We start from the raw sequence: 19,339 nt of genomic DNA, 5'->3' as shown, positions 1-19,339 counted from the left end.
AGGCGTAGTGGTTGTTAAAATTACACATTGCGGGTGACAGCCGTTTTTGATGATCCTTTAAACGCTTTCTGCGTTTCTTTTTTAGTTGCCGGTCCGCTACTCACCCCGGAATAATGCTGATTTGCTTTGCAACAGCTAAGATTATCAATGTTTAAATAAAAGTTAATAAGAAATTATAACAATGGAACCATCAAAAGAAAATGTTGCTCCGGGTCAGCAAAATTACCCAACAGGCAACCCTGACGAGGATAATAAGCTTGCACATCCTGAGGAAGAAATAACCAGAGGTGCACGCCAGGAAGATCAACTGGATAAAATGAAAGAGGCAGCACCTGAAGGTGACGAGGGTAAAGAGCATGGAGCTGAACCTAATGTTTATCAGTACAAAAGGCAGGAAACAAACGATAGCGATGAATAATATAACAATGCATGCAGTTGCAAATCGAGTTACTGCAAACAGATCGGTAATAAAGTATAAAATGCATTCACGCAAGCGAAAGCGGAGATGGACAACTTATGCATACCAAAGGCCTGCAAAATTACAGAGCTTTATTTATAGCGTGATAGTTTTGCTTGTTTTAATGCTGATTATTCAGCGCCTAAATGGATAATGATAATTAATTGAATTAATCCCCCAAGCTATCAGTAGCAAATGAAAAAAGAAGAGATCCATTTAGAAGATATATGGCGCATATTGTTTGGGCAGGCGCCACCAATATTCCTTCTGGAAGTAGTGTTTCGAACGGTTATTACCTATGTATTGCTGTTGTTTATTGTAAGCTGGCTTGGTAAACGCATGAGCGGGCAGCTCACTATCATGGAAATGGCTGTGTTACTTACCCTCGGTGCCATTGTATCGGTACCCATGCAAACACCCGACAGGGGTATTTTACAGGGCCTGATACTTTTGCTGTGTGCTGTAGGTTTCCAAAGGGGAATCAGTTTAATTGGATTTAATAACCATAAGATAGAAAACATCACACAGGGTAAGCCGACTACTTTAGTAAAAGACGGCGTTATGGACCTGGAAAAGATGGCAAACGAGCGTATTTCACGCCAGCAAATATTTGCCCAGTTACGTGGCCAAAACATCTTTAACCTTGGTATGGTTGACCGTGTGTACCTCGAAGCGGCCGGCATGCTTAGTATATATACCGCAAGCAAACCTCGTCCGGGCCTGCCTCTTTATCCACCTGATGATTCACCTTTTTATAACGGGGAGTTATTAGCGACCGAAAATACCGAGGGTATAAAAGTATGCGTAAGCTGTGGCAAAGTGTTAAAAAGTACTGAAGCTGGCAGATGCCCGAATTGTGAACACGATGAATTTACCCATGCAGTTTGCTAATTATTTATGAAACCTGAAGAGATAAAAATAGGCGACTGGATGCGCTGGCTTGTGGGCCAGGTGCCGGGTGATTTTTACATAGAGCTTTTTATAAGGGCGGTGTTTATTTACCTGCTGTTAATGATAGCAATGCGCGTACTGGGCAAGCGCATGTCATCGCAAATTGGCCGCAATGATATGGTTGCAATGGTTACCCTTGCGGCAACTATTGGTATACCATTGCAGGCGCCAGACAGAGGGCTTTTACCCGCTGTGGTTATAACCATTTTGGTGGTTTGGATAAGCCGGTGGATAGCTAAAAAGGCATTTTACGACCAAAAATTTGAAAGGTTTTCGCAGGGTAATATTTCGGTATTGGTAAAAAACGCCGTGATGGATATACCTGAAATGAAACGGGTACGCCTTACAAAGGAACGCCTTGTTGCTGAACTGCGCTTTAATGGTGTAAAACAATTGGGGCAGGTAAAGCGTCTGTATATGGAAGCTAACGGCAAGTTTACCATTATAAGAGAAGAGGAGCCTAAACCCGGACTTTTTATAATACCGCGTTTAGACCATGAACTTTATGAGCGGTTTGAACGGTCGGACTCGCTACTGGCTTGTGAAAATTGCGGTTTTACCAAAGAAAAACCTTTTGAACCTGAACAAACAGCCTGTCCAAGCTGCGGCTATAAAATATGGACGCCGGCAGTAATGCAGGATAGCTGATAAAATTAAATCTATAATCTATCATATAATATGTCGAACGGAACTTCTATTTGGGCACTTGCTGCCGCTAACCAATTAACTGATATTAGCAAGGAGCCTTTACATCAGTACACAACTCAGAAATTCGAGTTTGAAATTGTTGATTTAGATGACTCGCTTTGGGTAATAGCCAGATTTGGTAAAAACGCTAAAATGGCTTTCCGCACAGCATACTCTCCCGAAGGTTTTACCGATATTGATGTAAAGCCGGGAGATGATAACGGAGTCGATATTTCACTTAAGTCGCCGGCGGGGAATTTTGAAGTTAATGTTAAATGGCCCGAAAGCGCTCAGGCGGTTGTGCGTTATACCGTATCCTTTACTCCGGCTAATGAGCTTTTCGTGCCATTTAGTCCCAGAGATGTGATCATTTTAAGTGATAGTGAGGATCCTGATAAAACTGATGGTGAAATTCATATTTCACAAACCGGCGGGCGCTCAGGGCTTATTTATGCATCATTTAAAAAACCAAAAGCCGGTTCGTTCCTCTATTTTCAGAACCTGACAGCTTTGGAAGATTATAATCAGGACACGCAAACATCGGCTGCAGGTATTGTAGGCGGACAATGGCCCGAAATTGGTTTAAGTTTGCCGCCTGCGGTTGAAAAGCCCCTGCAAGGCGGTAAAACGTACATTTTCTCAGATGCTTTTGTTGCTCTGAGTGAACATATACCCACCGACCAGTTTGAGATATCAAAAGGCTTTTTGAATTTACTGGCCGAGATATATCTGCTATTGCCGCGCCCCGAAACTGAATATCATAATTATCAGGAGATATTAAAAAATGCCCTTATAGATATTCAGAATAATAAAGGTTGCTGGTCGTACCACAGCGGGCACCCATACTTGAATGCATACGTATGCGATTATGCAAACCCACCCGAAATTATGGTTCAACTTGCGGTACTGCTGCCTATACAAGACTATATGCGCTGGAGCGGCGAAACCTGCGGGATGGAAGAGGAAGTAAAGGCCGGCCTTCCTGCCTTTTATAACGAACAGTTGGGTACTGTAATGCGCTGGCTGCCTGCACAGGAGCAAATGCTCGACTACTCAGAAGAGCATAAAAAGCCGTTGGTAATGGATTCATGGTACCTGCACCACCCATTGTTGAACCTTGCGAGGATGGCATCAGCCGGCGATGATCTGGCAAAAGATCTTCTGCTGAAATCAATTGACTATGCTATAAAAGTAGCGCATCACTTTAACTACGTATGGCCTGTATTTTATAAAATGGATACGCTGGAGGTAATTAAAGCGGAAACAGCGGAAGGTAAAGGCGGCGAAAAAGATGTGGCTGGTTTATATGCGCATGTTATGCTGCAGGTTTGGGAAATTACCGGCGACAAAAAATACTTTAAGGAAGCTGAGAAGGCCGCGCAATCAATGGTGCAGCATGGCTTTGATGTTTTCTATCAGGCCAATAATACTGTGTTCTCAGCTAAGGCCATGATATTATTGTATAAGGAAACCAAAAATGAACTATACCTCAATTTAAGCTATTTGTTCCTGGCTAACGTGTTTAAAAATATAGCACTGTGGGAATGTAATTATGGCTACGGCAAAAATTTCCCGAGCTTTTTTGAACTGTTCCCGTTAAATGATGCGCCATATGTGGCGGTTTATGAGGAGCAGGAAGCCTACTCTGGTGTACATGAATACCTATCATTCACTGAAGGGGTAGAAATATTAGCATCAGTAAGGCTGCTGCTTGCCGAGTTTGTAAAGTATGTGGTACACCGCGCGGTGTATTATTATCCGCCATTACTGCCTGAGGAGATGCTGGTTAAGGAACCAACTACTGGAGAGATAGATCCGAAATTGTGGGTGGCGCTCGAGGATATACACGATGGTTGGGAGCAATCGGGTACAGTTGGACAAGAAGTGTATGGCGCCGGCTTGGCATTTGGTATAGTACCACGTCAATATATTCGGGTACCTGATGAAGACTTTATGGTTTTTATTGATTATCCGTTTTCAAATAAAACAGTTAAAAAGAATGCCGTACAATTCCAGGTGCTTGGCGATAGTGCGCTGGCCTGCCGCTTATGTATTATTAAAATAGGTGAGAAAAAAGCACCGGAATTTAAGGTATTAGCAGGAGATGGGAAAAAAGGAGAAGAAATAGAACAAATGGGAAAAGCCGGTCAGCTCGAATACAGGGTTCAAGGCAATCAGCAAATAACAATTACGTGGACTAAAAAATGAAATCATGAATGTAAACTCATTTCAACAGAGGATTGAACGTATCAACGGATTATCAGTTGTAATTACCGGCGGTACAACAGGGATTGGGCGCGCCACGGCAATTTTGCTGGCCTCGCTTGGGGCAAATGTACTTATTGCAGGGCGCAATGAGCAGCATCTTGAAGATACGCTTGAAAGTGTAAAAGGCGAAGAGTTAAAAGGACAGCTAAATGGTATTATAGCTGACCTAGCAACTGAAGAAGGTATCAGCAAGTTATTTACGGAGGCCGACAGCCAATTAGGAAGGCTGGATGTAATGATAAACAATGCCGCGCTTGCCTTTCAGGGTGTAGCCGATGGCAGCTACACTGACTGGGAAGAGATAGTGCACACAAATGTACTGGGCTACATCGCCTGTTCGCGCATGGCGCTTGATCGTATGAAAGAAAATGGCAAAGGGCATATTGTAAACATAGGCTCGATGAGTGCCGATGTACGTGAAAAAGATAGCTCGGTTTATGTTGCAACAAAATCGGCAATTCAGGGTTTTTCAGAAAGCTTCCGTAAGGAAGTAAATGAATTGGGAATTAAGGTTAGCCTGATAGAGCCGGGGGCTGTAGGAACGGATATGCAGCCGGTATCAGTAGAAGACCAACGGAAAAATGAAGAAAAAGGCGAAATGATGATTGCTGAAGATATTGCAGAAGCAGTTTTATATACTTTAATACAGGCCGACAGGTGTGATGTGGTGGAGCTGAAGTTACGGCCGCATTTGCAGCTGATATAAATGGGTAAATTAAAAGACGAGTATAATTTTTTTTGCAGTCAACCCCGGCCAATGCGTATGCTGTTGCTTACCAATATGGTATACGCTTTTGCATTGCCGGTTATTGAATTATTTATAGGCGCTTACATCATTCGAAAATCAAATGATGTAAGCCTTGTTATGGTGTATCAGCTTGCCCAGGGTACAGGTATACCCATAACTTTCATGATGAACGGTTACCTGCTTCGGCGGTTCCCAATATCTCGATTGTATGCTTTGGGCATGATAATCAGCGGTATTGATATGGGTGTAATGATGCTCTTCAATAACCTTAATCTCTTTGGGGTAGGGCTTATCGGCCTGATCATGGGACTGTCGTACGGCTTCTTTTGGGCCAACCGTGTTTTCCTGGCGCTTAACAGTACCCGGGATGATAACCGCAACTATTATTACGGGCTCGAAACTTTCTTTTTTACCGTAGCATCTATCATTATGCCGCTTGTGGCCGGTTATTTTATTGCTTCAACGCAAAAACTTGGCTGGTTTGGTGGCCACGCTACTACCGCCTATCACTTTCTTACCGTGTTGGTGATTCTGCTTACTATAACCGCTTCAGTTATTGTACATAAAGGCAGGTTCCAAAATCCCGTTAACGCGAAATTTCTGTACTGGAAATTTCATCATTTATGGGATAAAATGCTTGCACTGGCAGCTTTGAAAGGTGTAGCGCAGGGCTTTATAATTGCTGCCCCGGTAATGCTTATTATGAAACTTGTTGGTGAAGAAGGGTCGGTAGGGTCAATACAGTCAACAGGCTCATTACTTTCTGCAGTTATGCTTTATATACTTGGCCGTAAAGCAAACCCATCTCACAGGGTAAAAATATTTGCCGCAGGCTTATTATTGTTTGTGGTGGGCGCGGCTGTCAATATGTTCAGGTTCGATGCTTTAGGCGCCATTATATTTGTTGGCTGCCTGGTATTTGCACGTCCGCTGCTTGATCTGGCTTATTTCCCGATACAGTTAGGGGTAATTGAATGCGTAGCCTCCAAGGAAAAGCGTAACCAGTTTGCCTATATCTTCAGTCATGAAGTTGGCATTTATGTTGGCCGCTTGTTTGGCTGTTTGCTGTTTATCATGGTAGCGCGTTATATAAGTGAAGACGCCGCTTTGCGCTATGCGCTTATTGCGGTAGCATTGGTACAGGCATTATCCATATTTGTTGCCCGTGCTATTATTAACGATAACGAATGGTGTGAAATGTCTAAAAAACAACCACTCGCACCAACTGCCCTTAAAGAACCTGTTGAGCTTTCGTAAAAGCTCAACAGATATATTGTTATAATGCGGTTACTGAGATGTTATCGGCACTGGCAAGGGCATTATAAGCTCGTAAACCAATACTGCCGGTTTTGTATTCACTATCTTTAGCGCTGATAACCGCTTTCTTTTCGTCGTTTATAAAAACATCAAATTTATCATTTACCGCTTTTATGGTAACCTTATAGCTTTTATTCATTTCAAGTGGATATTTTGCAGAACTGATAACTACCCACTTACTATTTGACGCTTTGCCGAATTGAATTGTACCTGTTTCGGCATTTAGTCCGACGTAATATCCTTTATAAGCATCACTACCTATAGCTGCCTCGGTGACCCTAAAAACAAGACCGGCATCGCCTGTAGAGTTTACACTAACATCAGCAGTATAAGTTAAATTGGAGAACCGGGTTCCGGTCGCGATCACCTTGGTACCGCGTCCTGATTTCCCATCTTCGTTTGCAGCGGTGTGGATAGCTTTATCCTTACAAAACCATCCGCCGCCATAAAATACAAGGCTTTGCGGCATCGAGTTATTATCAAAAGTTTCCTTGTAAGATGAGGTTATATACTGTGGCTTACCGATAGTAGGGAAGATGGTAACGCGCAAGTTTTCTGAACCAAAGGGAACAAGCGTAACTTCTTCCGTTTTTTCCGCAGAAGCAACCGGACTAAACGGTACATCAAGCGCGGCTATTTTATTATCGTCAATCGTCCACGAGGGAATGCGCTTTGCTTTAAGTTTGAGGATAACCGGTGTAACATTCTGCACAAACGGGTTTTCAGGCATCGGGCCTTTTACAACTATGATATTTTTTTCAAGAGATGTTTTATCTAACAACAAACCGTAGTTCCAAGCTGATGCTGGAGATATTTCAGTTTCAAAAAATCCTTTAACCGGAAACTCTTTAACGTTTTTTACGGATTCCTGAATCTTTAAGGCATATACCAAAGGTCCACGCTCAATGCTCACCGCATTGTTAACCTGCGGCTTAACGGCCAAATGCATCGGGAAGTTTAGTACTATCTTGTCGTTACTATTCCATTTGCGGTTTACAACAAGCATTTGGCCCGGTTTAACTCCCGCAATCTCTTTTCCATTAACCAAAACCTGCGGTTTTGTGCACCATCCGGGTATCCGTAAATGCAATGGAAACAACGCCGGTTGTTGAAGCGTTAGCTTAAGCCTTATCTGCTCTTCAAACGGATAATTAGTGTCTTCTTGTATTTTGATCCGGGTATTTTGTACTGGTGCTGTTACCTCCATCGGCGCGTAAATACTTACCGCCAAACCACCGTCGGGCGTAGCCGACCAACTATTCTTAACAAAATATGGCCAGCCCATATGCATGTTATACCTGCAGCACGGGTAACCCGAGTAAGGGCTGGGCACTATTCCGTTCGCATAATCCTGGTTAAAACCATGCGGCCCGGGTAATGCCTGTACCTGATTAGGTAGAGTGTAATAGGTATGGTTTTTAAAGTCTTTGCTAAACTGTGCCGGTAACGCGTTAAAAGCAATCTTTTCAAGCTGATCCCCTAATGAAGCATCAGGTGTTATCCTGAAAGCAGTTTCCAGGCTTTGCATCCATTCAACCACCGTACAAGTTTCAACTCCCTGTACAGAGCTTCTGCCTGCCAAAAATTCGGTACCCGAACTTAAGCCTTGTGGCAGGCCATGATCACGCATAATATTATTGATACCATTCTGCATGGCATTGGCGTAGTATGGTGAAGTATCTATCTGCGAATACACAACCGGGAACTTCAGCGCTTGTGCAACACTCACCATATGCCGAGGATGAAAATCGCGCCCGAAGTAAAAGAACTCATTGTTATTGTGAATATCCGCCCATGGATACGCTTGCGACTGCAGCTTTTTAACTAGATCAACTAAATATGCATCCCCTGTCTTATTATAAAGCCATAAGGCAATTTCCATATTATCACCAGCGCGTGCCTTACCCCAGTCTCTTAAAGGATCTGCATCAAGATTAGCCAGTTCATACTTTAAATATTTTGACAGGAAAGGAATAACCCGGGCATCATTTGTAGCCTCGTAATAGCTTTGCAAAGCATACATAAACGGCATTCTTGGCCACCAATCTTTCATTTTCGGTGAGCCAAATAAACCGTTTTCCTGCTGATGATTCAGCGTATAGTCTATCCACTTTTGCGCTTTTGCCTTTAGTTCTGCATCATCGAGTGTATAAGCCAAGGCAACCAACCCTTTTAAATAGTAAGGCGCTTTTTCCCAGCTGTTACCGGTGCCGCCAAGCCAGTCGGCATCTGGACCAAGGTCATCCTTACCAGGGTAAAGTTCTTCAGCATGACCGGTTGCGCCACTTTTTTGAAGTTCAAGCTGCTTTAATAACCAGCCTTTGGCTTTTATACTGCCCAGCGGTAGCTGTATATAAACATCCTGTTTCAACGGTGCGCGGTTAAAGTTTAGCCGGCTTTGGCAAAGGCTTGGTAAAGTAATTGATTGCGCAACAAAAAATAAAATTATAAAAGAGCTTGTTTTTTTAGGTTTCATAGGCAAACGTAGAAATAATGGTTTTTGCAGATAGTTGTAATGATCTTTTTCGGGATAACCCAAAAGCTCATTGAGGCTAAAGATACCGAATTAATGTTAAGAATACAGTAATTCAGAATCTGCGGGTTAATTTATTTATAAGAGATGGTATGAAACGCTTTAATTACAAAATATTATGACTATTACCCCTAAAATGCGCCAATTTTATCTGGAACATTTCAGCCATTTTATTAGCCCGCCATTTTGCTTCAGTCGCTTTATCGCCTATGAAAAGTTCATCAACGGTTTGGTTAAACAATTGCAGCCATGCTTCAAAGTGGATAGCATCAACAGGTAGTTGCGCGTGCGGCGGGAAAGGCCTGCCAAAATAGGTATATTCTTCAAGCAGAATGGTTTGCCAAAAGCTGTACATTTTTTCCAGATGTTGAGGCCATTTATCCTTTATGCGCTCATTAAAAACAGGCGATAGTACCGGGTGCAGTTGTACCTTGGTATAAAAAGTATCTACCAGATTTTTGACGTCCTCAAGGCTGATGATGTCTGTTTGCTTATCCATAGCTGCTTAAGCAAATTTCGCAAAATTATTCAGATGATTGCTACCAGTACTTTCGTTTCCAAATCATGTACCAATGTTTATTGGCCGGATAATTACGATGAGGAGTAGCATTGTTAAATATTATGGCCACCAGTAGTAATATCAGTACACCGGTAAGTACCGGCGTAAAAATATACAAGTAACCCAACGCCTGTATTTTAGGCGAGCCAATATTGGCTATTAATGCGGTTGCACCACCGGGCGGATGAAGCGTTTTAGTTATCTGCATCAACACTATTGATAACGAAACTGATATCGCAGCAGATAGCCAAAGCTCAGTTGGGAGTAGTTTGTGAATAGTTACGCCTACAAACGCACATATTAAATGCCCGCCGATAAGGTTGCGGGGTTGTGCCAGCGGACTATTGATGATTCCATATATTAAAACGGAAGAGGCACCGAATGATCCGATCAGAAAAAGATTATCATTGACGGTATAATGTACAGAGTTTACAAAGCCAATAATTCCTATACCGAAAAAAGAACCTAAAAATGTCCAGAGATGCTCGCGCCGATCAACCAGTGTTTCTTTATAAACTACAACTTTTGCCAGCCGCCAGACCTTTTTTAATCGTTGTTTCATTAAAGCCGCAAAAATAGGATTTGCTTAGCGAAAACAAAAGGTATTCATTTCCTGTCAGAATGCCCCAGGCTTTTATCCGGATTCACAATGTCACGCACCAATTGCTTTAGTTCTTTAACCTCCGGAAAGCGCCCGTTTTGTTTTCTGTCGAAAATAATCCGGTCATCAATATAAACGCCGTAGCTTCCTGCCGTCTCGCTTGGTTTTAACAACACACCATAAATATCATCGGTAAAGGTAGTCAGCAACTCCTGAGCCATGTAAGCAGCCCGTAACATCCATCCGCATTTAGGGCAATATTCAATTATTATTGTTGATTTACCGGTTTGCATAAATATTAATGATTGTTATTATCAACGTAAATTGTTTGCAAGTTGGCATATTCAACAGTAAGATTTCTGCTATGTTTATCTTTAGGCCGTGTACAGTGCGCAACGCCCTTTGGTATGGTCACTACAGTTCCAGGAGTAAGTTCGATTAACTCATCCCTGGTCTCAATAATTACTGTTCCTTCTATACCAATAAAAGTTTCGTCAGAGTCGGGATGATAATGCCATGGATAAGGCGCTGTCATGATACTTATACGCACCACATGGTCATTTACATTACTGATTACCCTGTTCAGATATGATTGCTCATCCGGTTTTAAAAGCTTTATGAAATCGGTTTTTTCCATGTATGTTTATCAAATACTAAAGTACAAATGCATTTTTGATAAGATAAACAAGGCCAGAAATAAAAAACGGTATTAACTGGCGGAATGTATAAGGCTATGTCGCTTATATTTAAATCTCATATTCAGCGATTTATTTATATCAATCATCTGTTAGCCGTTATGTTAACCGAATGATTTGCATATAAGAAATTTTTGATAGAATACAGAATTCGTTGGCGTCAACAAATCCCTAAGTTTTATTTCTGTCATCAGGGCTCAAGTTTTTTGAAATCTACCATTCCTTTCAAACGAATATCACTGCCTCATTAGGATATCATTTATTGAAGAAGGAAAGCTCCGGCAGTTACGCAGCTTTCCTGAATCGTACACTTTACTTTCGATTTTTTTTAGTGCATAAAACGATAACTGCACTAGTCACCAAAAGACCTGTTAATGCATTTTTGATAAATCCGGCCCGGTTGTATTTCCATTCGGCAGACCAGCCGCGTTCTTCAAAAAAGTTGGGTATCGTACCATGTTTTAAATCATCGATAATGCCTTCTACCGAATTTACACGGTCTGCTAGTATCAATCCCATCCAGTGAGCGGTCGTAGCTTCACTATATTTGTAAGCCCAGCGCCTGATGCTGCCGCTAAGTCCTTTCGGCGGCGTTGAGGTACCAAAAACCCTGGTGATACCGGGACGTTCAATGGAATGTAACACCTCCATTTTAACCCTTTGCTGCGGAGGCTTTTCATAATTTATCCGTTGGTAATCAGCACCGTTCCAGATTTTCATTGGATAAGTAGGGTCATTTTCGGGATCTGCGTCTATGCCCCAACCAGGAATATGATCTTTTGGCATCTCGGCGATCTTTCTGTCGATGCCGGATATTTGATCCGGCTCTTTTTTATTCTTAGTTTCCATAAGTGTATTTTTAAGCCAGGTTGGCTCTGGGTGGAATTAATAATGGTTTAATGCAGTTGTCTCTCTTGGCTGAGAATATATGATAGGCATCCGATATTTCCTCCAATGGCAAACGGTGCGTAATGATGCCTTTAGGATTTAGTCGTCCTGACATCACATGATCAATCAGTTTCGGCAGCAATCTTTTGACGGATGCCTGATTGGTGCGCAGGGTAATGCCTTTATTCATAATACTACCCATAGGTACCATGTTAAACGGCGGGCCATATACGCCTATAACCGAAACAATGCCGCCTTTTTTTACAGAATTCACCGCCCAATGCAATGCGGTAGCTGAGCCTGCCTGTAAGAGCAGTTTCTTACCCGTAATGGTCTGCAGGGCACTGCCCGACGCATCACAGCCTACTGCATCAATACAAACATCGGCTCCGAACCAGTCTGTTTGTTTTTTCAGAAATACCACCGGATCATCCATTTCCTTAAAATTGTAAGCTTCACAGTAGGCGTAGTTTTTAACAAACTCCAGCCGGTAATCCAAATGGTCAATTACAATTACCCGTCCGGCGCCAAACAGCCAGGCACACCTTGCTGCCATGATGCCCACAGGACCAGCACCAAACACAACCACGGTATCACCTTTACGGATACCGCCCATTTCGGCGGCCTGGTAACCTGTTGGTACAACATCTGTCAGTAAAACAGCATCTTCAATGTCCATGCCTTCCGGGATAACAGTCGGGCTCACATCTGCAAACGGTACACGAACGTATTCTGCCTGCCCGCCATCATATCCGCCTGCAATATGCGCATAACCGAAAAAGCCACCTACTGCCGTAGCCTCGGGGTTAGACTCATGACAGTTGCCATACAGTTCCTGTTTGCAGAATGGGCAGGTGCCGCAGGCAATGTTGAACGGTACCAGTACGCGGTCCCCAACCTTAAGCTTTTGTACGCCTGAACCCACTTCTTCTACCACGCCGGTAAACTCGTGGCCAAATGTCATTCCTACGCGGGTATCCGGCACCATCCCGTGATACAAGTGCAGATCCGACCCGCAGATAAGCGACCTCGTGACGCGCACAATGGCGTCATAAGGATGTTCAATTTGCGGGACGGGTTTGTCACGGTCGGCCCTGATCCTGAAAGGGCCCCTATAATTCATAGCTAACATGATTACCTCCTTCTTTTAATTAAAAACATTTATAAAGTGCTGCCTTTTAGCTCAATACGATATGAAAATCAACATAACTTATCCGGCAGGAGCAAATACCGAACGCATGTTATTATTTGTTTTTTCCTTGAACATCATGTACCCTTCCTGTCCCATATCCAATGACAATTTATGGGTGAGCAAATAAGCCGGGTCTACCTCGCCCTTGGCTACGATGTCCAGCAGTTTAGGAATGTATCTTTGGCCGAATTGCTGGCCCATACGGAAAGTCAAGCCTTTGTTCATCGCCGCTCCCATTGGGAATTTATCAATGAATCCACCGTATACTCCGATAATAGATACCGTTCCGCCTTTGCGGCAGGCCATGATTGCCTGACGGAGTACGGCTGGCCTGTCGTTTTGCAGCCTGGCATACTGCTTGGCATAATCATAGATCCTCTCAATCCCTGTGCTATTAGCCTCCATACCAACGCAATCTATACAGCGGTCAGGGCCACGGCCACCGGTCATTTCTTTTAACGCCTGCAATACATCCACTTCTCTAAAGTTGAGTACTTCGGCGTTGGCCCTGGAACGTGCTTGTTCCAGCCGGTAAGGGTACTGGTCAATAGCAATCACCCGGCCGGCTCCCAGCAACCAGGCACTATGCATGGCCATCAAGCCAACACCGCCGGCACCCCATACCACTACAGTGTCACCAGGTTCAATGCCTGCGAAGTCGGCTGCCATATATCCGGTAGGGAAAGCATCAGAAGTAAACAAGGCGGATTCGTTACTTACCCCGTCAGGTACCTTGAAACAGGTATTTTCGGCAAAGGGAATACGTGTGTATTCTGCATGACTGCCGGCATATCCTCCTAAAGCATGAGAATAACCGAAAATGCCTGCTACCGGATAACCATATGCTTTTTCGGTCCATTCAGGTTCAGCATTGGAGTTATCACACAGCGAATACTCCTCTCGCTGACAGTATTCACAGCCGCCACACGCTAAAACAGAGCACACTACTACCCGGTCACCTTTCTTAAATTTTTTCACTTCCGGGCCTACCTCTACTATTTCACCCATAAACTCATGCCCGATAATATCGCCTGAACGCATGGCGGGTATATAGCCACCCAGCAGATGCAGATCAGAGCCGCATACCGATGATAAAAGAACACGTACAATGGCATCCCGAGGATTCAGAATAGTGGGGTCGGGCACGCGTTCGGTGCTTACTTTATTGATTCCTTCCCAGCAAATTGCTTTCATAACTCAGTTTTTTAATAGTATAAAACAGATTTAGTAGTTCTCGTCTTTGCGGCCGGAGGGCTGGCCAATAATGGTTGGAATTTCTCCTGCTTCCAGCAGTCGCTTGAAACGGCGCAGATCCTGTTTGACCAGTTCTTTAAATGCCGGGTTAAGTAATTTCGCCGCCAGCTCACCGGCAACCCCAAACGGCGGATGGTAAGATATGGTAGCTTGCACGACGGTCCCGCGGTTAGCCGGTGCATCCGTAAAACGTACTTCACCGGAGTTTTCAACTTCAGAGTTGGGCTCGGAACGCCAGACTATCCGGTTATTTTCTTCTTCCTGCTCAATTTTCGCATCCCACGCTACTGTACTAAGTGTTTCTTTGGAGATTATGTTCTTGGGAACCTTTGCTACCCAGTGTGAGCGCTTGTCGTCTATCTGTTTTACCGATTTTAGGTACTCCATGAATTTAGGCAGGTTTTCAAGCTGGCGCCAAAATTGATATACCTCGTTACGTGGCTTAAGTATAGTAACGCTTGAAGTGACTTCAAACCCTTCGAAATCAGCATGAGCCGTATCTATTTGCAAAGCCTTATTAACCGGGCAAAAACCTGAAACTCCTCTTAACAGGAGGTAAGCGCCTGCTGTAGTTAGGCTTTTTCCAAGAGAAGAATCTTTTTTCTTCCAACCGTAATACGCGAGTGCAGTACCACCCAAAAGCGAAAAAATTCTGCCCGGGGTTCCTACATTGGTAAAGTTTTCCGTTGGCTCTTGGTTTTCGGATCTTTTTGAGCTTGGAGGAGTAAAAGTTTTCGATGTATTTGCCATAATAGTAAAATTTGATTTCAGACTAGTTTAGAAGGCGAATGAAAAGGCATAGCAATAGCTCAGGCATGCATATATATTTAATAACCATTGTGATACCTGTGTAAGTCAAGAATAAGGGTTGATGAAGTAACCCATACGGTAAACAGGCTGTAATTTTTTGGTAAACATATATTCCTCCCTTTTAACATTATCACATTGTTAATTTCAATGACCTACCTGACCTCTCAATACAAGATTCAGATTCTGTAAAATATGGAATATCGGCCTGATACCGGAAGGATATGAAAGCTAAAAAGCTCGGTCGATACGTAACGGAAAAGAATTCAATTACAACATATATGAGTGCAACATATAAAATTTCTTTTTGTTTAATTTTTTTTCAATTAGCGAAACCCAGCGCAATATAGTTCTGAAAGTTGGGTTAAAAATGTTTTAGTAAGTCCATACCAATCCGTAACAGCACTACTGTACTACTGAAGTAGTGAATAATATTGAATAACAAAGGCGAAAAGGTTCCGGAAAGATTGTAAGGTGAACTGCGTTATTGAAGGCAGCATACTGTTTTCTTAGCCTTTTTATTCAGCCCCAACAGCACTTAGTAAAATCAGCACACTGCCTCTTAGCACATAATCCGCAAAGCCGTTTACTTTTGGCAATACGGGGTTTATGTTGATATCCCTTATTGTTAGGGTAATTTAATCTTATAGACTTTGTAAGGCTGGCTGCGTTTATTAACGCCATCATTATAGGCCGGCTGCTTGTTTATCTGCGAAGTGGTTACATAAATATAGCCCTCTTTAGATACGGAGTAGGTATCGGGCCAAATCAGATCGGCACTTTTGATCCATGTACGGGGTTTGTGATCCGGACCAACCTGCAACAACTCATAGGTGGTTGGGTCGCCCAGATATAGAGTGCCTTTCCAGTCGAACTCCATGCCATCCGTATGGGCTACGTCGCCCAGTTCTTCCACCGCACCGGCCAGTTGCTGACCGGTCAGGGTAGTATCTAAGAGAGCACTTGTCCTTATCCGGTTAAGCTTCTTGTCTGTGATTGTTTTGTAATAAAGATAACTGCCGTTATGGGTTAGCGCGATTCCGTCTGATTGGAATGTCACCGGCTGACCTTGCTTCTTCAATTCGTGACCATCAATGATGAATTTGGCATAAGGATCTGGATGCACCGAACGATGATTTTGCAGAACCTGCCGTGACTTGCCGGTAGTGAGATCCAGGATGACAATTCCTCCTGTACCGGAATTAGTCAGGTAAGCCATCTGCTTTTGGGTATCAACGCGGATGTCATTGAGATAGCTGTGGTTGTCGATCGTCTGCGGAAAGTTATATACCCGGTCTATTTTATTGGTCTGCAGATTGAACTTAACCACTTTAGCAGCATTGTTAACATCAACCACTTTTTCCAGTTTTGGCGCCGCCGGATCAACTATATACAGAAAGTCGTTATCATCAATATAAGCTGTCTGCACGCAAACCCATTTGTTTCGGCCGTCCTCGCCGGGCATCCATTCGTTCATTGCTTCATCCGGGAAAGGCTTTGCAGAGCCATCCTTCATAACTTCAACAACAGCATATTTATACGGACCTTCCCATCGCGGGTACGTAACAAACAGCCTGCCTTTTGCTGATATGGCTACACCGGTAAACTGGTAGGTATTATCGCTGTAAACCTGTTCCAGTTTGGGTTGGGCAATAGCGGCAACCGTAGTTGCCACCAGTGAAAAAATTAATGTTATTTTTTTCATATGTTAATGCTTAAAGCCTTTAAATTATGAACGCAGTGAATGCAAAATAGTTGCTTAATAGTAAAATAATTTACACCAATTATTAACTATCTTTAAGGTGGGTTATATTTATTAAAAGAGAGATTTCGATTCCTGGTTCAATACAACTAATGTGTCATCGGTACAGACAGTTCTATGGCAACGGATATCAATCAAAGAAATAACTTCCACCTTCATTAATACGAATAAAGTTTTCCGTTACCTAATTTATAAAAATGCGAACGGAGCTTTAATTTGTATAATTATGCAGATTGAATGTGCAGTGAACTTATTCAGGAGTATCAACGATAACCCGCAGGCCACTGGTTATAGTAACATTAAATGTAGTGCAGCCGTATAACGTTGCGGTTGTCTTAAGGAAAATGTTGACTGCGGGGATTTAGGGATTTATACTATGGTGTGTCTTGAAGAAATAGAACTATTATACAATTCCATACCTACACCGTGTATTATCTTAAAGCCGGATAAACCAGCCTACACAATAGCCGCTGTAAATAAGGCATTTCTTCAAGCAACATTTACCGGTCGGTTTATGCTGATAGGAAAACCTTTTTTTGAGGCTTTTCCTGCAAATGCCGATGACGACGGTAGCAGGACATTGAACATTGTTAACGCGTTCGATCATGTTTTACGGTCTAAAAAAACTTGTCTGATCAACCGGCACCGCTACGACTCGCCGAGTTCAAGTAACACGGATGAATATGTACGGTACTGGAACATCGAAACCTATCCGTTGCTGGACATCGACGGAAATGTCTCTTATATTGTTCAAAGTTCGACCGACGTGACAGCCCTTGTGGAGGCAGAGCAAAAATTGGAAGCAAGCAACGAAAAGGTCAAGATTGAACTTGGGGAACGTGAACAAGCCCAGCATGCCCTCCGCTTAAGTAATGAACGGCATTATTATGTCAATAAGGCGACTGACGATGCCATATATGACTGGGACATGGAGAATGACCATATTCATTGGGGTGAGGCATTCTATAGACTATTCGGATATCCGAACGAAGAAGAATTCCCGCTCAGCAAATGGGCAGCTATGGTACATCCTGAAGATATCCTCGCCCTGGAGGATAGCCTGAACGCGGCAATAGTTAAACCTGCAAACAACAACTGGATGGCTTCCTACCGTTTAAAAAAACGGGACGGACATTACTTGCATGTTGAAGAAAACGGCTATATTTTAAGAGATGAACAAGGGACAGCCATAAGGATGATTGGCGTACTTAGGGATATTTCCGGACGGAAAGTAGCGGAAACGGAGTTAAAATCACTGAAAGATACCTACAGCGATTTGTTTCAGCTAAGCCCCTTGCCAATGTGGGTTTACGATACTGCCTCATTGATGTTTCTGGATGTAAATGAAGCGGCAGTTGACCATTACGGTTATTCTAAGGAAGAGTTCCTGTCCATGTCCATTCTGGATATCCGGCCAAAGGAGGATGCGGAGCATTTGGTAAACATTATCAGGAGTGAAACAAAACCTCGGGTTAAGCACATGACCCAAGCGCGTCATTTGAAAAAGTCTGGTGAACTCATCATTGTTAGCACCAAGGGTAATTCCATACGGTACGGTGCATACGATGCAAGGATGGTTGTAGTTGCCGACATTACTGAAAAGATCAAAGCTGAACAGGAACTGCTGAAGAGTGAACGACGCTTTAAAAAATTAATACAGGAAGGAGCAGACCTTATTGCCATAGTGGATGCAGAGGGCAACTATATTTATGTAAGCAGTACTGCAAAGCCCATTTTAGGTATGGAGCCCAGAGCCTTTGTTGGCAAAAATGCTTTTGCTTTTGTGCATGAAGAGGATAGACAGGCCGTTATGCAACAATTTGAGGCGTTAAACCACATGAAACGTCTTGAACTAAAACCGTTCAGATTTATTGACAGCAACAACAGAACGCACTGGATAGAAACCGTTGTTACAGATATGCGTGACGACGATGCTATTGAAGGTATTGTTTGCAACTCAAGGGTGGTTACTGAACGTGTAGAAAAAGAAATGAAATTAAAAGAGCACCTTGATCGCTACAATGCTGTTTCAAAAGCAACGAGCGATTCGATATGGGACGTAGATATGTCTACGGGACGAATTTTATGGAATCATGGGATAAAAGGCATTTTTGGCTACGATGATGTTCATTATGATTTACAATGGTGGCGTGACCGCGTTCATCCGGATGATGTGGATAGGGTAGTACAAACCGTTGATCAACATATGAACGATAAAACACCCAGGTGGACGAGCGAGTATCGGTTCCGCTGCGCCGACGGCAATTATAAATATGTCTTAGACCGCGGCTTCCTGATATTTGATGAACGCCATCACCAGCCAGTACGAATGATCGGCGCTATGCAGGACGTAAGCGAAAGGATGGCCTACACAAAAGCAATCGAAGAACACAATATCCGGCTGAGGGAAATTGCATGGACACAGTCACATCTGGTGCGCGCTCCGCTTGCACGGATTTTAGGGTTGGTGCAACTGCTAAAAGACCCGAAAATTGATGATTGTTCAAGGCAAATTATGCTGTCATATTTAAACACCTCCGCTGCAGACCTTGATAAAATCATTGAAAGCATTATCAAACAAAGTTATGACGCGCTGAACAACTGTTAACTTCCTCTCGAA

The 19,339-nt window shown here is 43.1% G+C and carries 17 protein-coding genes; 7 read left to right on the top strand and 10 right to left on the bottom strand.

Annotated features, from left to right (window positions below; all coding sequences use genetic code 11):
• Positions 1 to 181: 181 nt before the first annotated feature.
• From EOD41_RS12575 to EOD41_RS12550, 6 genes are all read left to right on the top strand, one after another.
• The gene (locus EOD41_RS12575) at positions 182 to 418 is read left to right on the top strand and encodes a hypothetical protein (RefSeq protein ID WP_127705412.1); all 237 of its coding nucleotides are present in this window, start codon (positions 182 to 184) and stop codon (positions 416 to 418) included.
• 234 nt (positions 419 to 652) lie between these two features.
• Complete coding sequence (locus EOD41_RS12570) at positions 653 to 1,348, top strand: DUF421 domain-containing protein (RefSeq protein WP_127705410.1); 696 nt, start codon at positions 653 to 655, stop codon at positions 1,346 to 1,348.
• A gap of 6 nt (positions 1,349 to 1,354) precedes the next feature.
• Positions 1,355 to 2,056 (top strand): YetF domain-containing protein, encoded by a 702-nt coding sequence (locus EOD41_RS12565; RefSeq protein WP_127705408.1) that lies wholly within the window; start codon positions 1,355 to 1,357, stop codon positions 2,054 to 2,056.
• A 30-nt stretch (positions 2,057 to 2,086) separates the two neighbouring features.
• Positions 2,087 to 4,303 carry a hypothetical protein gene (locus tag EOD41_RS12560; RefSeq protein WP_127705406.1) on the top strand — a complete coding sequence of 739 codons (2,217 nt, stop codon included), beginning with the start codon at positions 2,087 to 2,089 and terminating at the stop codon, positions 4,301 to 4,303.
• 4 nt (positions 4,304 to 4,307) lie between these two features.
• A complete protein-coding gene (locus tag EOD41_RS12555; RefSeq protein WP_127705404.1) occupies positions 4,308 to 5,069 on the top strand; it encodes an SDR family oxidoreductase in 762 nt (253 codons plus the stop codon).
• On the top strand, positions 5,070 to 6,368 hold the full coding sequence (locus tag EOD41_RS12550; protein ID WP_127705402.1) for an MFS transporter: 1,299 nt from the start codon (positions 5,070 to 5,072) through the stop codon (positions 6,366 to 6,368). It begins immediately after the preceding gene.
• Positions 6,369 to 6,387: 19 nt separating this feature from the next.
• On the opposite strand, the gene EOD41_RS12545 is transcribed toward EOD41_RS12550, so the two are convergent.
• The 10 genes from EOD41_RS12545 to EOD41_RS12500 form a co-directional block, all read right to left on the bottom strand.
• A complete protein-coding gene (locus tag EOD41_RS12545; protein ID WP_127705400.1) occupies positions 6,388 to 8,904 on the bottom strand; it encodes a beta-L-arabinofuranosidase domain-containing protein in 2,517 nt (838 codons plus the stop codon).
• A 163-nt stretch (positions 8,905 to 9,067) separates the two neighbouring features.
• Positions 9,068 to 9,460, bottom strand: a complete 393-nt coding sequence (locus EOD41_RS12540) for a group III truncated hemoglobin (RefSeq protein WP_127705398.1) — start codon at positions 9,458 to 9,460, stop codon at positions 9,068 to 9,070.
• A gap of 40 nt (positions 9,461 to 9,500) precedes the next feature.
• The gene (locus tag EOD41_RS12535; protein ID WP_127705396.1) at positions 9,501 to 10,082 is read right to left on the bottom strand and encodes an HPP family protein; all 582 of its coding nucleotides are present in this window, start codon (positions 10,080 to 10,082) and stop codon (positions 9,501 to 9,503) included.
• 44 nt (positions 10,083 to 10,126) lie between these two features.
• On the bottom strand, positions 10,127 to 10,414 hold the full coding sequence (locus EOD41_RS12530) for a SelT/SelW/SelH family protein (protein ID WP_127705394.1): 288 nt from the start codon (positions 10,412 to 10,414) through the stop codon (positions 10,127 to 10,129).
• 5 nt (positions 10,415 to 10,419) lie between these two features.
• A complete protein-coding gene (locus EOD41_RS12525) occupies positions 10,420 to 10,758 on the bottom strand; it encodes a cupin domain-containing protein (RefSeq protein ID WP_127705392.1) in 339 nt (112 codons plus the stop codon).
• A gap of 370 nt (positions 10,759 to 11,128) precedes the next feature.
• Positions 11,129 to 11,665, bottom strand: a complete 537-nt coding sequence (locus EOD41_RS12520) for a hypothetical protein (protein ID WP_240663384.1) — start codon at positions 11,663 to 11,665, stop codon at positions 11,129 to 11,131.
• 10 nt (positions 11,666 to 11,675) lie between these two features.
• The gene (locus EOD41_RS12515) at positions 11,676 to 12,827 is read right to left on the bottom strand and encodes a zinc-dependent alcohol dehydrogenase (RefSeq protein WP_240663382.1); all 1,152 of its coding nucleotides are present in this window, start codon (positions 12,825 to 12,827) and stop codon (positions 11,676 to 11,678) included.
• An 87-nt stretch (positions 12,828 to 12,914) separates the two neighbouring features.
• The gene (locus tag EOD41_RS12510) at positions 12,915 to 14,090 is read right to left on the bottom strand and encodes a zinc-dependent alcohol dehydrogenase (RefSeq protein ID WP_127705388.1); all 1,176 of its coding nucleotides are present in this window, start codon (positions 14,088 to 14,090) and stop codon (positions 12,915 to 12,917) included.
• 30 nt (positions 14,091 to 14,120) lie between these two features.
• Positions 14,121 to 14,900, bottom strand: a complete 780-nt coding sequence (locus EOD41_RS12505) for an SRPBCC family protein (RefSeq protein WP_127705386.1) — start codon at positions 14,898 to 14,900, stop codon at positions 14,121 to 14,123.
• 685 nt (positions 14,901 to 15,585) lie between these two features.
• Positions 15,586 to 16,662 (bottom strand): L-dopachrome tautomerase-related protein, encoded by a 1,077-nt coding sequence (locus EOD41_RS12500; RefSeq protein ID WP_127705384.1) that lies wholly within the window; start codon positions 16,660 to 16,662, stop codon positions 15,586 to 15,588.
• 433 nt (positions 16,663 to 17,095) lie between these two features.
• Between EOD41_RS12500 and EOD41_RS12495 the strand changes: the two genes are divergently transcribed.
• Positions 17,096 to 19,327 carry a PAS domain-containing protein gene (locus EOD41_RS12495; protein WP_127705382.1) on the top strand — a complete coding sequence of 744 codons (2,232 nt, stop codon included), beginning with the start codon at positions 17,096 to 17,098 and terminating at the stop codon, positions 19,325 to 19,327.
• Positions 19,328 to 19,339 lie beyond the last annotated feature (12 nt).

Source organism: Mucilaginibacter limnophilus (assembly GCF_004005815.1).
Lineage (GTDB): Bacteria > Bacteroidota > Bacteroidia > Sphingobacteriales > Sphingobacteriaceae > Mucilaginibacter > Mucilaginibacter limnophilus.
This window is presented reverse-complemented; position numbering and strand designations above follow the sequence as displayed.